Raw genomic sequence first — 15,354 nt, 5'->3', positions numbered from 1 at the left:
AAGCAGCCCCAGCAACCCCAACGCCCCACAACCACACAACCACATAACCACTTAACCACAAAACGCACCCCACCATCTCCCCAAACGCTCCCCAACCCCGCACCCCTCCAAACCCATGAACCCCACCGCCAAATCCACCCTCTCCAAAACCATCCGCACTCTGCGCACCCGTCTCACCACGGACTTCGCGAATGCGCTGGAAGGCCGCTACCGCCTCACCCGTCGCCCCCAGGATGCGGCGCTGAGCGAAGGACGGCTCGCCGAGCGTGTATTTATCGAGGCGTACCTGGCCGAGAAGATCCGCGGCGAGGAGTCGAAGCCGGCAAAACAGCGCCGTACTCGCCAGGACTTCATCGCCGAGAGCGTCCGCCAGGCCGCCTACACCCTCATCAACCGCCTGGTCCTCTTACGCTTGATGGAGGAGGCCGAACTCGTACGCCCGGCGGTTCTCAAAGGTGGGTGGCAATCCCCCGCCTACCGCGAGTGGCGCGAGTTCGCCCCGGCGCTACTCGCCGATGAGACCGACGGCTACGCCACCCTCCTCAACCTCGTGTTCGACGAGCTCGCCCACGACTTGCCGGGGCTTTATGGGAGTGTGGGGCTTACGGAGTTCATCCCCCTGCCGCCGCAGACCTTGCGCGCGGCGGTAGAGGCGTTGAATGCGCCGGCGTTGGAGCCCTGCTGGTCGGACGATACGACCCTGGGGTGGGTGTATCAGTACTTTAATGATCCGGACCGGGAGGCGCTGGATGCGAAGCTGAACGCGCGGGGGAAGGTGGAGCCTCATGAGGTGGCGTCGAAGACGCAGCTCTTCACGGAGCGCTACATGGTGGAGTGGCTCCTGCAGAACAGCCTGGGGCCCATCTGGTTTGAGGTCTGCGAGCGCAACGGGTGGGAGCCGGAGGTGAAGGCGCAGGGTGTGCTCGATGCGTTGGAGCCGCGGCGCGTGGAGTGGCGGGGGCGGCGAGAGCGTGGGGAGGTGGAGCTCGATGCGCTGATGCCGATTGAGGCGGGGATGGAGGATCGGTGGAAGTATTATGTGCCTCCCGCCGAAGATCGCGAGGGCGTGGCGAGTGGGGCGCCATCGAAGAGCATCAAGGCGCCGGACGCATTGCTAAGCCTGCGGGAGCTGAAACTTCTGGACCCGGCGTGTGGGTCGGGGCACTTCCTCGTCATCGCCTTTGACCTGCTCTTTGCGCTCTACCAGGAGGAGGCCCGTCACCGTGGCGAGTCGTGGAGCGATGCGCAGATCACCGCGTGGATTCTTGAGGATAACCTGCACGGCATCGACATCGACCCCCGGGCCGTCCAAATCGCCGCTGCCGCGCTCTACCTCAAAGGCCGACTCGCCGCGCCCACCTACCGCCCGGAGCGGCTGAACCTGGTGGCGCCGGACCTCACACTCGGCAACCTCCCCGACGACGACCCCGCCCTGGTGGAGCTGCGCCGCGCCGTGGAAGCCGAGACGGGCATCCCCGGCGCGTTGGTCGACACGATCGTGCATTCGCTCAAAGAGGCCCATCACTTAGGCACCCTCCTGAAGGTGGATGAGGAGATCGACGCCGCGCTGCGCAAATTGGAATCCCAACCCCAGGGCGACCTCTGGCAGGGCGGGGGACCGAGCCTGGAAGAGACCAGCGACGCTCGCCAGACCCTCGTCGACCTCCTCGAGAATTTTCTGGCGATGCACTCCCGTTCGGAAGATCTCGGATTGCGACTTCGCGGCGAGCAGTTGGCAAATGGGATTCGGTTTGTGCGGATGAATAGGGAAGGGCGGTACGATGTGGTGGTGGCGAATCCGCCTTATTTGGGGACGTCAAACGTGCGGAATAGGGCGTATATTGAGAGAACCTATCCGCGGGGGAAAGCGGATCTTTATGCGTGTTTTTTGGAGCGGGGGCTTCAGCTTGCGAAAAGGTGCGGCTTCTCGGCGATGGTTACTATGCGGGGGTGGATGTTCATCAAAACCTATGAAGATTTACGCAAAACGCTACTCACGGAGACAGACCTTTATAATATTGGGGATCTTGGCGTCGGCGGATTTGCTGAAATCGGTGGTCATGTCGTTCAAGCGACGATGACGGTCATTCGAGCAAATCTACCAACCAATGCGCGAAGTGTTGCGGTCAAGCTCACAGACGAAGATATATCATCGTCTAATCGCAGTTCTATCAAGAGCGCCGCACTACTCGCCCAGGTAGGACGTTACGAGTTTTTTGCCAAGGCGCTCGAAGGTATTGAGGGGCAGCCGTTGGTATATTGGTGGACAGACAATTTTCTTAATGAATATATAAAAACGCCAAAGTTTGCCGAACACGCTCCCGGGCGGCAGGGATCATCCACTGCGGACAACTCACGTTTTTTACGACGACCTTGGGAGCAAAATTCACGAATCACCGCGCAAGCAACACCTGTTAGTTCGCAAAGAAGAAGGGGCTTAATTAAAGAAGACTGGGTTCCTTATATAAAAGGTGCCGCAGGAAAGGCGTGGTTTGAACCACTTGATCATTTGTTGAATTGGAAACGTGCAGGTCTTGAGTTTAAGACGTATGCTTTGTCGGCTCTACGTAATGAAGACTTCTTTTTTAACGGAGGCGTGGCTTTTCCGCGAGTGGGCAGTTCTTTTCGTGCGCGAAAACACCGGTTCTATAGTGTTTTTGATAGTGAGGGAGCCAGCATTTTTCCCGAAAACTTAGAAATGGTCACTTGTCTATTAAACAGCGCACTGGCGCATCAGGTTATGACGTCGCTCAATCCGACAGTTCATTTCCAGATCGGTGATGTAAATCGCCTCCCTCTCTTCCCCATCGAATCTGCCGACGACATCTTCGCCCGCCTCGACGAAGCCTTCACCGAACATGAAGCCGCCCGCGAAACCTCCGTCGAATTTAAAAAGCCCGGCCCCTCCTGCTGGGAGTACGCGCAGGACTGGGCCCAACGCTCGGTGGACCGACCTGCCGGCGAGCCCCTGCCGGCGTGGGAACCCGTCTATGACGAAGCGCCGGCCGAAAACTGGATCTCCTGGGCCATCGGCGTCGCCCTGGGCCGCTTTGATGCCGCTGGCGAACAGGGCTGGCTGGATGAAGCGCCCGACGAGGCGTTGGAGTCGGGCATTCTTTACGTCAGCAACACCGACATCCCCGACAGCCTCAGCGAACCGGCCTGCACGCTGCTCCACGAGATGTGGCAGACCCACGGCGATAAAGTGGGCCGCAGCAAAGACGACCTGAGCAGTTGGTTGCGCGAGAAGTTTTTCAAAGATGTGCATCGGCAGATGTACGATAACGCGCCGATCTACTTCCCCCTCTCGTCGAGCTCTAAGAATTTTGTGGCCCACATCAGCATCCACCGCTGGGGCGCCAACACCCTACGCGCGCTGCTCGCCCAGCACCTGTTGCCCGAGCAACGCGCGCTGGAAACCCTACGCGACAACCTCCGCACCACCCTCGACACCGCCGACGGCCGCGACCGCTCCCAGGCCGACCGCCGCCTGGACGACACCCTCAAACTGCTCGACGAGCTCGGCGAATTCATCGACCTGGTCCGCCAATGCGCCGAGTTCGGCCCCCCACCCACCGACTCCAAATGCCCTGAACGTGAGGTCGACGCCCCCTACGACCCCGTGCTCGACGACGGCACCATGATCAACGCCTCCGCCCTCTGGCCCCTGCTCGACCCCCAGTGGAACTACCCCAAAAAGTGGTGGAAGCTCCTCGCCACCGAAAAGGGCTACCGCGGCAAACACTTCGACTGGTCCAAACTCGCCGCCCGCTACTTCCCCACCCGCGTCGACGCGAAGTGCCAGGAAGACCCCTCCCTGGCCGTCGCCCACGGCGTGTTCTGGAAGTACCACCCAGCCCGGGCGTACGAGTGGGAGCTCCGGTTGCAGGATGAGATTGGGCCGGAGTTTGAGATTGAGGAGGATGGGGCTGGGGAGGTGAGGGAGAGGTTTATGAGGGAGTGTCGGGAGGAGGTTGAGAGGATTCGGGAGGAGGAGTATGTTCGGAGGGAGCGGAATGTTGTAAATAGGGAGGAAGAAATGTCCGTCGACAAGTTGAGCTTACTATAAATAAAGAGGTGAGTTGTGAGCACTGAATACCCAATTGTTATCGGCTATCTTGACCCGATAGAACAGCAAATTCAGATATGTCGAAATTGGGCTCGAACGTCCTATGAAAACCTATTGCTTTTCCAACCTCATATCTTAACAGAAGGGCTTTGGGAGGACAAAGGTGTCTTCCATATAGTTTGCCCGAACTTATCGCAAGATATGACTGCAGATGGAGAGCAGTCGATTCAAGAATGGTTTAAGGATGAATGTCGAATCATAGGAACTCCTATTAGCTTAGTGCAAACAAAGCCGAAGAAGACGAATGAAATTGCCGCGCGCTCCGCAGCTGAAAGAGCTAATTTAGAGGGTGAGCTTCGGTCCGTACGCAGCTTCGAATCTGATTTTGCGCTAATGCTGCCGAGGGATTTTCCTGTATATAAACTTTCAATACAAAAAACAAACGCCGTCTTAAAAATTAAATTTTCTTTAGATGATGAGCAATTAAAAAGGTTAAAAAAATTATGGGATCAAATTGGCAGTGGTTTAAAACTAGAAGTTCATATTGATAGCGGATTAGAACGTAGCGAAAGTTCTTTTCGTCAAACTAGTAAACAGGGGGATCTCACGTTGATTCCGAGCAGTTATATGGATAAATCAATAGGGCGAGATTTCCGGTTCTTATGGGAAGAGGATGAAGATTTTTGGCGTGATAATTTAAGCAATGTGTTGGGAGGCATACGTATTGAACAAGTTATTCCTGACGGCCTGAATTTAAGTGATTCAAGATGTCTTGTAGATGCCTCAGTGTATACACCAAGCAACTTACGAACCTATTTAGCACTATTTGAAGAAGTGGCAATTGTATGGCCACTTAAAGAATATGAAAATAAGGTATTCGATGCATTTAATGTAAATGAATCAGAAATGCTGGACTTAGTATCACAAGGACGCATTCGGCTTGTCATCCCACATTCGCCTGATCGTTATGCATCAAAATTCCTTTCAGCGGTTGCAGAGCGCGCACCGAATAGGCTTCTTTTGTCACGCCGTTTGGCATCCATGTCGGTAATTGATGCCAGAAAAAGAAATCCGCTACTATTTCCACCTCTTTCGACAGGCGCGCGGGCAATAATACTCCAAGAAATCTTGAATCTTAATTTCTCTCCGGAGATTGAAAAGGTACGAAACTCGCTTGTTAAGTATCTTGGTCAAAGTTGGTCTAATTACGAAAAGTCACTTCAAAGTATGGGGGCAATGGCGGTTTCGCTTTCGGGGGTAGGCGGATTTGTCGATGCGTTTATGAGAGCATTAACGACAGATCGTTTGATGATAGAAACGGTAAGCGCCGGTTATTCGGTTACCTGGGGGGCAGCACTAAATGCAACCCTTTTTCCCGGTCATTTGTCTGCAGGGTTTTCACTAGGTCCTTTTTGTGAAGTGTGCGCAAGTGTTTATTCTGGGATACCAATTTATGAGGTTGATAGTAAAGTTGATTTGAAAGTGGCCGAATATGAAAGAGTTTTGGAGGGGATACTTTCATTTGATAACGATGCGCCGTTGAGTGAAGTTGTGGAGGTGTTTTCAGGACGAGATCTTATTCGAGTTCGGGAGTTGGTTATGAGGTTGGCTCTACAGGGGGGGAATGAAAATCTATTGAAGACGGAAATCGACGAATTTAATCAACGTGTTAGGACGTTCGAGAAGAGACGCTCAGCACTCCATACTGTCGATGTACTTGGTGGTGGCGCAGCATTACTAGCGTTGTTTCAACCACAGGCGGCATGGGTGCCGCTGGCGGTATGGTTATTAGGTATGGTTATTGAGAGAGCGGATGGGTTCGGTGGAAGGGACAGCGAAGTTTTAGATTTTGTGAAAGGTTGTGTAACACACTCAGAGTCGGAATTAGTTTTAGTTAGTCGATTAAGAAAGTAAAGTTGGTATAAATTCGGCGCTTATTATAGAAATGTTTTTTTGCATAAAGGGCTTTTGAATTTGTTAGAATGTGTTTGTGGGCTCGACCGCAAACCCTTATGATTTATGATAGTTGGGATTTGGTTTAGTTATCGGGTGGCGGGTTTTCGAGTTGGATTTAAATATGGCATTGGCATCGATTTGCATGCGGACATGTTGATATGCTCTGGGGCTAGACTGTAATCCAAAGGTTTGCTATCAACTTAGTGGTGGTCAATGTGTCAGGGTGTTAAGTGTGTTTTGCATGGGCTAATATAGAGGGCGTCGAAAATGGACATCGAATCTTATCCAAAAGCATTTATGAGTCATTCTCATCAAAATGCTGAGCTGGTTCATAAAGTAGCAGGTTTACTTCGCGAAAGGGGTGTTAATGCATGGCTTGATAAGTGGGAGCTAAGCCCTGGGGATTCTTTAGTTGATAAGATTTTTACTGATGGTATTTCTAAATCTGATTTGATTGTTATATTTTTATCTAAAGCGAGTGTTCAATCCAATTGGGTCAAGGAAGAGCTCGATCATGCTGCGGTTAGAAGAATTCAAGAAAAAGTGAGAGTCATTCCAGTGGTAATCGATAGAGATATTGAGATTCCCCCATCATTAATAACTCTGTTTCGGCTGAGTTTATTTTCAGATGACGACATCGACGAGGTTGTGGGGCGAATTGTAGACGTAGCCTGGGGTAGAAGCGTCGATAAACCTTCGCTTGGGCCTGGGCCGCAAATGGCACCGGTTTCTGTGTCCGGAATGACCGATTTTGGGGTTCAGATGGGAATGCTTTTGATTGATAAAACGGAACGCCTGAATTCTGATTATCAGTACGTTTCAGTAAAGGTTTTTGAAGATGTGTTAGGTTTTAGCCCTGATGAAATCAATGAAGGTTATTATGACTTAGATAGTAACGATTTGGTCGATACAACGAAAGCCTTTGGGATTTATCCATATAGGTTTGGGCATATTCGCCCAAAGGTATTACTGTGGCACTATTTGAAAAGTACAAAAGCGTTCGATTACGACCTTGAAAAAGATTTGCGGGTAGTCGCAGCGCTTGTCGAAAATGAAAAGTTTATAAATGGTGAGACTATTCGAGCCAAAACCGACTTGCCACCACTTCGAATTAATCACGCAGTCGAATATCTTTCATTGAATAGTTTGGTGGAAGTTGATCGTTGGATGGGCACATCGCCTTTTGTGTTCGGAAGGGTGCGTGCGACGATCGCTACGAGAAGATTCCTTAATGAAAACGTATTTTGAGTTCATATTGATAAGGTGGTTTTATGTCGGCGTTTAATCCAAAAGTTGAATATCGAATTGTTTCACGGGACGTTTCGATTCGTGATTTCTACGACTATGCGGAAGAGTGGGTGGTTCGCCCGCCCTATCAACGCAAAGCAGTATGGTCACGAAAGAAGCAACAGAGTCTTCTCGATAGCTTGTTTCGTCGGTATTACATTCCCCGTATCGTTGTTCGAGAGGTCCGACTTAGCTCGGATCGAGTGATCAATGAGGTGATTGACGGTCAACAACGGATTACCACCGTTCAAAACTTTCTTTCAAATGAACTGCCCTTACCGAAAGGCCTTTCAGAAGTTGACTCCCGACTTGGTGGTGCGACATACGAAGAATTGCCATCGGACATTCGCCGGTTCGTCGATCGTCTGACTTTCAGTTCGGATTTGGTTTCAGATATTAATGATCCAGGAGACCCGAACCACCAGAACATAGCGACGGAGATTTTCTGGAGGCTCCAGCAAGGTGAAAGTTTAAATTATATGGAAGTTGCACATTCGCGCTTGTCGAGTATTGCCCGAAATTTTGTTGTGAAATACGCGGACGACCAGCGGTTTGATTTTGAACAATATAGACCATTGGATGAAAATCCGGATAAGCATCCCTTTTTCCGGATTATTGATCGAAGCAACGAGCGAATGCAGCACCTTTCGCTACTAACGCGCTTCTTAATTTTAGTAGACGGTGATGGAGATAAGGACCTTAAGCATAGCGATGTGCTCGAGTATATAGAATCTTACAATCGGGAGAACGGTATTGGTGATTGGGAGTCGATGGAGAAAGAGAAGGTCGCAGGAGATGTTTTGAAAACTCTTCGAACCTTTTACGATATCTTCAAGGATGACCCAATGGTTGCTGATGGCGACGGTCTTAAAGAACTTAAGACTGAATATTTGATCGTGTCTTTCTTTCTTTTATTACGTCACTTAACCGCTTATTACGTGTTTAACCAGGCTGAAAAAGAGACCTTTCGGGACTTTGTCTTTGAGTTCCATGATCGTTGGAAGAATAGTCGGCGTGAACAGGACACGGATATATTGGTTTTTTCAGAACACCGGCAACAGTCAATCTCCGAGATTAAGGTTCGTGATCGTGTTATGCGCCAACTCTTTTTTGAGTTTGTGGCATCACGAGGCCACGAGTTGAAAACAAAAGATGAACGACGGATTTTCAACGAAGCGGAGCGCATTCAGATTTATCGCCGTCAGAATGGCCAATGTCAGCAATGCTTGAATGAAGGTAAACCTTCTCGCGAGGCTGAGGTTTCATGGTCGGAATACGAGGCCGACCACATCATTCCTCATTCAAAGGGCGGGCAGACAGCTACTTGGAACGGACAAGTGTTGTGTCGGGTACATAACCGTCGGAAGAGTAATCGTGTGGCGACGACCGAAGCTGGAGAGGCCTAAGGTTTGGGTCGGTGTAAATCGGGTCAATGCCGGCATTATTTGTACCTGGTAAAAAGTCGTTTATTTGGCGAGTTGGGAGGTCGGTATGAAACTAAACGAAGATTTTACTTGGAAGGCGTGAGGATGGTCGAGATAGGGCAAGATAATTGGGGGCAAACATCGGCCACTCTGTCCCACGAACTCACCCACGAGCTCCGCCGCTCCGGCCTCCTCGTCTGGCTCGACCCACACGCCCATTTCACCTCCTTCGTCGACGAACTCGCCGGCGCCTGGGCTGAAGGAGAGTTCCCCTTTCCGGTCATGGCGTACCGCGGCAGCTTCCTGGAGCTGATGCTCGCGTTGGACGGCCACCTGGAGGGGGCGGAGAACCGGGCGTTGCTGATCCACATGCCGGGGTTCAACACCGACACCATCAAGACGACGCCGGTGTTTGAGCATTATGAGGCGGGGAAGTGCTACCAGAAGAACCTCACGACGCTTGTGCGCGAGGCGGCCGCCGGCAAGGTGACGCCCGAAGCGATTGAAGCGTTTGTGGCGCAGGGGGAGTTCACGCTGGAGAAGGCCGACGCCTGGCTGAAGAGCGAAACCAGCGGGGGCGGGGCGGACCTCGGGCAATTCGCACTATCCGAGCTTTGGAAGCGGCTTCGGAGTGGTGACGCGGCGTTGCCGGAGCCTGCGGAGGTCGAGGAGCATCTGCGCGCGCGGCAGGGCATTGAAGTGGGGTGGATGAATGAGACGGGCTTAAGCGTGATGTACCGCGGCGATGGGGAGGGGAGTGCGGCGGAGCGCTATGCGTTGCTGGCGGATTGGATGACGAGCTGGGCGCTGGCGGTGGAGTACGTGCGGGATCTGAAGCGTCCGCTGATCATGGGGATGTTGCGGCCCGCGACCGAGTTGCAGGGTTCGTTGGTGGAGGAGTGTCGGGAGTTTGCGTCCTTCCTGCGTAAGAACGAGCAGAGCTATTACGCGCGCATCGCCAATGAATTTGAGGGGTTGATTGGCGAGGAGGCGCATCACGCCAAACCCGAAGATCTGGGGCGCATCGACACCTTTCGTTTTGAGGAGCGCATCATCCTGGAGGGGGCCCTGGCGGCGCTGGGCGAAACCCGTTGGGAGGATGCGCTGACCTGGGCGCGGCAGCGGCTCGAGGGCGGCTCGTTTTGGATTGAGCAGGAACCCGCCCGGCGCGCGTCCTGGGAGTTGGTGCAGGCGGCCGGGGAGCTCGGGGTGTTGCTCAAGCGCCACGACGACCCGCTGGCGGGCGCGATGAGCGTGGACGAGGCCAGCGCGCGTTATGCCGATAAGGTCTGGGAGGTGGATCGGGCGCATCGGCGGATGGAACAGGAGCGCAGCGCGAAGTTGCATCCCTCCATCCCGGAGTTTGCGCGGGTGCGCGGGGCGCTCGACGGGGTGCGCGAGCTTTACCAGGCCTGGGTGGGGCAGGGCGCGCGGCGCTTTAACGGCATCTGCGAGACCTATGGCTTTTTGCCCACCGAGTCGCGGCAGCAGCGTTGGTTTTTTGAGCAGGACGTGGCGCCGCTCACGCGCCAGCCCGATAGCGAGGTGGTGGCGCTCTTTCTGGTCGATGCGCTGCGCTACGAGATGGCCGTCGACCTGATGGAACACCTCACCCCCCTCACCAGCACCAAAGTGCGTCTGGACCACCGACTCGCCGAGCTTCCCACCATCACCGCGGTGGGCATGAACGCGCTGGCGCCGGTGCAGCAGAGCGGCGGCCGCCTTTCGCCGGTGATCTCCAAACAGGGGAGATTTCAGGGCTTTAAGACCGCCCACACGCCCGTGCGCACCCCGGAGACGCGGCGCAAGATGATGCAGCACGTGGTGGGGGGGCGCACCTGCCCCCTCTTTACGCTCGATGAGGTGCTCACCCACACCAACCTCACGCGCGCGGTGGCGGGCGCGGCGCTCGTGGTCGTGCATAGCCAGGGCATTGATGAGGCCGGCGAGCAGGGGTTTGGGCAGATGACCTTCGAGCAGACGCTGGGGCAGATTCGCGGGGCGATGCAGCTTTTGCGACAGGCCAAGGTCAAGCGTTTTGTGGTCACCGCCGACCACGGCTTCCTGCTTCTCGACGGCACCACGCGCCGCATCCCCCACGGCAAAACCACCGACCCCAACGGAGCCCGCTGGCGTCTCTACGACCATAAAGAGACGAGCGACGACATCGTGTCGGTGCCCCTGAAGTCCTTGCAGTACAACGACGTGGAGGGCTTTTTGCTGATGCCCCGCGACGCCTCGATTTTTGATCGCGGCGGCAGCACCCCCGACTTTGTGCACGGCGGAAACTCGCTGCAGGAGCGAATGGTGCCGGTGCTGCGCGTGACGCATGCGCGCGACCCGGGCGGGAGCACGGCGACTTACCATATTGAAGCCACAAAGGATGAAAGCCGCGCGGATAACGTCCCCGGCATCAGCGTGCACGTGCGCCCCGAGCAGGGCACGCTCGACTTTGGCGGACCGGCCGAGGTGGCGCTGGCGCTGGAGGTGAGCGGTGCGGCCGACGCCGTGCTGGAGCTGCATAGCGTCGAAGAGCCCGGGCGCCTGGAGTCCGGCGCGGTCGTGGTGCCTGTGGGGCAGGAGGTGCGGGTGTATTTCAACCTGCGCCTTGCCAGCGGCGTCAAGCGCCGGCCCGACCAGCGCGCGCGCATCACCCTGCACGCGCCGGGGCTGGGCGGGCAGTTCAAAGCGCAGGAGGCCAAAGGCTGGTTTGTGGTGCCCGGCGTGGGCGTCGACATGCAGCCCACCGAGCCCGGGCTCGCCAGCGAATCGACGCCCATCGACGATGAGGCGACGATCACCGGCCTGGAAGCGCTGCCCGAAGGCCCCCGCAAAATCTTCGCCCACCTCGCCAGGTTCGACGCCATCTCCGAGGCCGACGCCACGCGCCTCATCGGCTCGCCACGCGCGCTGCGAAAGTTCGTGCGCGAGCTGGATGCGTATTGCAAGGTGGCCGGTTTCAAGGTGATGGTGGAGCAGACTCCCGCCGGCAAACGATTCGAGCGCAGGTAAAACGATGAGCTTAAGCAACGCCGATATTCAGCATATTTTTCAACAGCTTCGGGGCGGCACGGTGCCCCTTCGCGGCCTCGACGCCTTTGCGGTAGGCATCGACCGCCAACGCAACGAGATCCAGCGCTTGCTCGACCTGGCGGAGCGCGGCGAGGGCCTGGTGAAGTTTCTGCGCGGCGGGTATGGGTGCGGCAAGACCTTTATGAGCCGGCTCGCCATCCAGGAGGCCCAGCGCCGCGGCTTCGCTACGAGTTTTGTGGTCGTGAGCGACAACGAGTTTCATTTCTACAAGTTCAGCGAGATCTACCAAAAAATCCTCGCGGAGCTCTCCACGCCCACCTGCCCCCGGGCCGCTCTGGGCGACATCCTCGACCGCTGGATCGGCCACCTCGAAGAGAAACTCATCAGCCTGGGCGCCGACGAAGACGCCGAGGACTTCGACGAGCGCGTCAAAGCCTACATCACCGAAGAAATCGCAAGGCTGACCCAGGGTCAGGCCCCCGACGACTTTGTGCGCGTGGTGCAAGCCTTCTTCGAGGCCAAGCAGGATGGCGAATTTGCCGAGGCCGGCTCGCTCCTCTCCTGGCTCTCCGGCAGCACCAACGTCGCCCACAGCGCCAAATCTCGGGCGAAGGTCAAGGGCGAGGTCGGCGATAAGGCGGCGCTGGACTACCTGCGCGGCGTGCTCGCCCTGACCAAAGAGGCCGGCTACAAGGGCCTGGTCATCGTCGTCGACGAGGCCGAGACGATTTTGCGCATGCGCAAAGACGTGCGCGGCAAATCCCTCAACGGCATCCGCCAGATCGTTGACGCGGCGCAGTCCTACCCGGGCCTGATCTGGATCTTCACCGGTACGCCTGAGTTCTTCGACACCCGCCGCGGCGTCGCGGGTCTCGAAGCGCTCTACGACCGTATCCAGTTCCGCGAAGACGCCGGCTTCGCCAGCGCCCGCCAGCCCCAGCTCGAACTCAAACCCTTCGACCACGCTCGCCTCCGCGAAGTCGCCCTGCGCCTGCGCGAGCTCTACCAACGCGGCAGCGGCGTGCAGGTCGACCAACGCATCACCGACACCTTCATCGACCACCTCGTCGACAAGGTCACCGAAGGCTTTGCGGGCGACGTGGGCGTGGTTCCGCGCCAGTTTCTGCGCGCCTTTGTGGACCACCTGGATCGGGTCGATGAGTTTGAGGATTACAATCCGGCGGAGGTGGCGGGGTTGGAGATGGAGGGATTGAGTGAGGAGGAGATTGAGGCGCGGGAGGGGAAAGGGCGTATTGAAGATGGGGGGGACGAGTTGATTGCAGCGGAGGATGTGTGGTGAGGGGAGGGCGTGTGGTTGTGTGGTTATGTGGTTGTGTGGTTGCGGGGCGTTGGGGGTTGCGGGGTGGGTCGATTTGTGTGGGCGGCTTTTAGGGGGGCGGGTTGTGTTTTAGTGCGTTGATTCGGTGAGGTAGATGTGGGTCGGAGTATTTTTAGTGAGTTTAACCCGCGTTTGCAGGACGCCATCGTCCACCGAGTTGGCTGGACCTCCCTGCGCGAAGTGCAAGAGCAGGCCGGCCGCGTCATCCTGGACGGAAAAAATGCGGTGGTGTTGGCGCCGACGGCCGGGGGGAAGACCGAGGCGTCGATGTTTCCGGCGCTTTCAATGATGTTGGATGCGCCGCCGGAGGGGGTGGGGGTGTTGTATGTGGCGCCGATCAAGGCGTTGCTGAACAACCAGTCGGAGCGGCTGGGGCAGTATACGGAGATGGTGGGGTTGCGGCGTTTTGTGTGGCACGGCGACCAGTCGCCGGCGGCGAAGCAGGCCTTTGTAAAAACGCCGGACGAGCTGCTGATGACGACACCGGAGTCGTTGGAGGTGATGTTTATCTCCAAAAAGGTGCCGACGCCGCGCCTCTTTAAAGACTTGCGGATGGTGGTGGTGGATGAGGTGCATGCCTTTGCGGGCACCGACCGGGGGGCGCATCTGATGAGTGTGATCGAGCGCCTGGCGGCGCTCTCGCGCCATGATGTGCAGCGGGTGGGGTTGAGTGCGACGGTGGGGAATCCGGAGGCGATCTTAGAGTGGCTTTCGGGCTCATCGCAGCTGGGGCAGGAGGTGGTGGACCCGCCCAAGGCGCCGGCGCGGCGCGAGCTTTTGGTGACGTGTCGGGAGTCGATGGGGGAGTTGGCGGAGGATGCCTCCGAGTTGGCGGCGGGGCAGAAGAGCCTCTTCTTTTGCCAGAGTCGTGCGACGGCCGAGGCGATGGCGACGCGGATGCGGCAGGTCGGAACGACGGTCTTTGTGCACCATAGCTCGGTGTCGCGCGAAGAGCGCGAGGACGCTGAAGCCCGCTTCAGCCGCGGTCGGGACGTGTGCATCGTGTGCACCTCCACCCTGGAGTTGGGCATTGATGTGGGGGATCTCGACAAAGTGTTTCAGTCGAATGCCACCGACACCGTCAGCTCCTTTATGCAGCGGATGGGGCGCACCGGAAGGCGCGCGGGGCAAAACGCCAACATGACCTTCTTTTGCGAGTCGCCCGAGGCGGTGACGCAGGCCGCCGGGCTGATTGAGCTGGCGAAGACCGGCTGGGTGGAGTCGGTGCCCTCGCAGACGCGGTGCTGGCCGGTGCTCGTGCATCAGCTCTTAGCCCTCACCATCGCCGAGGGCATGTTTGAGCCCGACGACGCCTGGGCGGCCATCTCCCGCGTCCCGGACTTCTCGGGCGTGACCCGCGCGCGTTTTGACGAGCTGATCGCGCATATGGAAACCACGGGATTTTTGTACCGCGTGGGCCCGGCCTTCACCTTTGGCGACCGGGCCGAAAAGGTGTTCGGGCGTCGCAACTTCATGGAGCTTTATGCGGTGTTTAGCAGCCCGCAGCTCTTTGCCGTGGTGACGCCCTCGGGCAAAGAGCTGGGCTCCTTGGAGCAGCAGTTCGTCGACCAGCTCCTGGAGGACCAGAGCTCATTTTTGCTGGGCGGTCGCCCCTGGTCAGTCACCCAGGTCGACTTCAATCGCCGCCGCATCGAGGTGATGCCCGCCCCCCACGGCAAACGCCCGAGCTGGGGGGGCTTTATGCCGCAGTTCTTAAGCCGCGAGCTCACCGAGGCGATGCGCGAGATCCTTCGCTCCGACGCGCGGATCAGCTACTTGCACACCAGCGCGCAGCTTGCGTTGGATGTGGAGCGGGAGTACTTCGCGCCCCTCTTTGAGCTCGGCGACCAGCCCGTGGAACGCGGCGCCGGAGAGCTGATCTGGTGGACCTTCGCCGGCGGTCGCATCAATACGACGCTCAAATATGTGCTGCAGGCTCTCTACGGCTGGAAGATCGCCGTGGACAACCGCCGCTTGCGCATTGAGGGCGACGGTTTACTGGACGGCACGTTTGAGGTCGCTCAAGAGCGCCTGAGCCACGCCGCGTTCTGGGAGGAGGAGCTGCCCTGGGAGGCGATTTTGGCGGCGTTGCCGGATTACCGGCTGAGCAAGTTTCAGCCGGCGCTGCCGGAGGGGGCGCAGCGGGAGATGGTGTCGGAGTTTTTGCTGGATGTGGGGGCGGCGAGGGGGTGGTGTGGGGGAGGGCGGTGAGGCGGGGAGGTTCGCGATGTCGGGCGGTTCAGTTC

7 protein-coding genes are annotated in these 15,354 nt (G+C 56.9%); all 7 read left to right on the top strand.

Annotation, left to right across the window (positions count from 1 at the left end; translation table 11 throughout):
• The first annotated feature begins 115 nt into the window (after positions 1 to 115).
• Positions 116 to 4,069, top strand: coding sequence for a BREX-6 system adenine-specific DNA-methyltransferase PglX (pglX, locus tag FRC98_RS09590; RefSeq protein WP_146981106.1), 3,954 nt, complete (start codon positions 116 to 118; stop codon positions 4,067 to 4,069).
• A 15-nt stretch (positions 4,070 to 4,084) separates the two neighbouring features.
• On the top strand, positions 4,085 to 5,983 hold the full coding sequence (locus FRC98_RS09585) for a hypothetical protein (RefSeq protein ID WP_146981104.1): 1,899 nt from the start codon (positions 4,085 to 4,087) through the stop codon (positions 5,981 to 5,983).
• 309 nt (positions 5,984 to 6,292) lie between these two features.
• Positions 6,293 to 7,273: a toll/interleukin-1 receptor domain-containing protein gene (locus FRC98_RS09580; RefSeq protein WP_146981102.1), complete on the top strand. Its 981-nt coding sequence runs from the start codon at positions 6,293 to 6,295 to the stop codon at positions 7,271 to 7,273.
• 23 nt (positions 7,274 to 7,296) lie between these two features.
• Positions 7,297 to 8,718, top strand: coding sequence for a GmrSD restriction endonuclease domain-containing protein (locus FRC98_RS09575; RefSeq protein ID WP_146981100.1), 1,422 nt, complete (start codon positions 7,297 to 7,299; stop codon positions 8,716 to 8,718).
• A gap of 123 nt (positions 8,719 to 8,841) precedes the next feature.
• Positions 8,842 to 11,748 carry a BREX-6 system phosphatase PglZ gene (pglZ, locus tag FRC98_RS09570; protein WP_146981098.1) on the top strand — a complete coding sequence of 969 codons (2,907 nt, stop codon included), beginning with the start codon at positions 8,842 to 8,844 and terminating at the stop codon, positions 11,746 to 11,748.
• Positions 11,749 to 11,752: 4 nt separating this feature from the next.
• Positions 11,753 to 13,069 carry a BREX system ATP-binding protein BrxD gene (brxD, locus tag FRC98_RS09565; RefSeq protein WP_146981096.1) on the top strand — a complete coding sequence of 439 codons (1,317 nt, stop codon included), beginning with the start codon at positions 11,753 to 11,755 and terminating at the stop codon, positions 13,067 to 13,069.
• Between the two features lie 135 nt (positions 13,070 to 13,204).
• Positions 13,205 to 15,319 carry a DEAD/DEAH box helicase gene (locus FRC98_RS09560; protein ID WP_146981095.1) on the top strand — a complete coding sequence of 705 codons (2,115 nt, stop codon included), beginning with the start codon at positions 13,205 to 13,207 and terminating at the stop codon, positions 15,317 to 15,319.
• Positions 15,320 to 15,354 lie beyond the last annotated feature (35 nt).

It is taken from the genome of Lujinxingia vulgaris, from assembly GCF_007997015.1.
Lineage (GTDB): Bacteria > Myxococcota_A > Bradymonadia > Bradymonadales > Bradymonadaceae > Lujinxingia > Lujinxingia vulgaris.
This window is presented reverse-complemented; position numbering and strand designations above follow the sequence as displayed.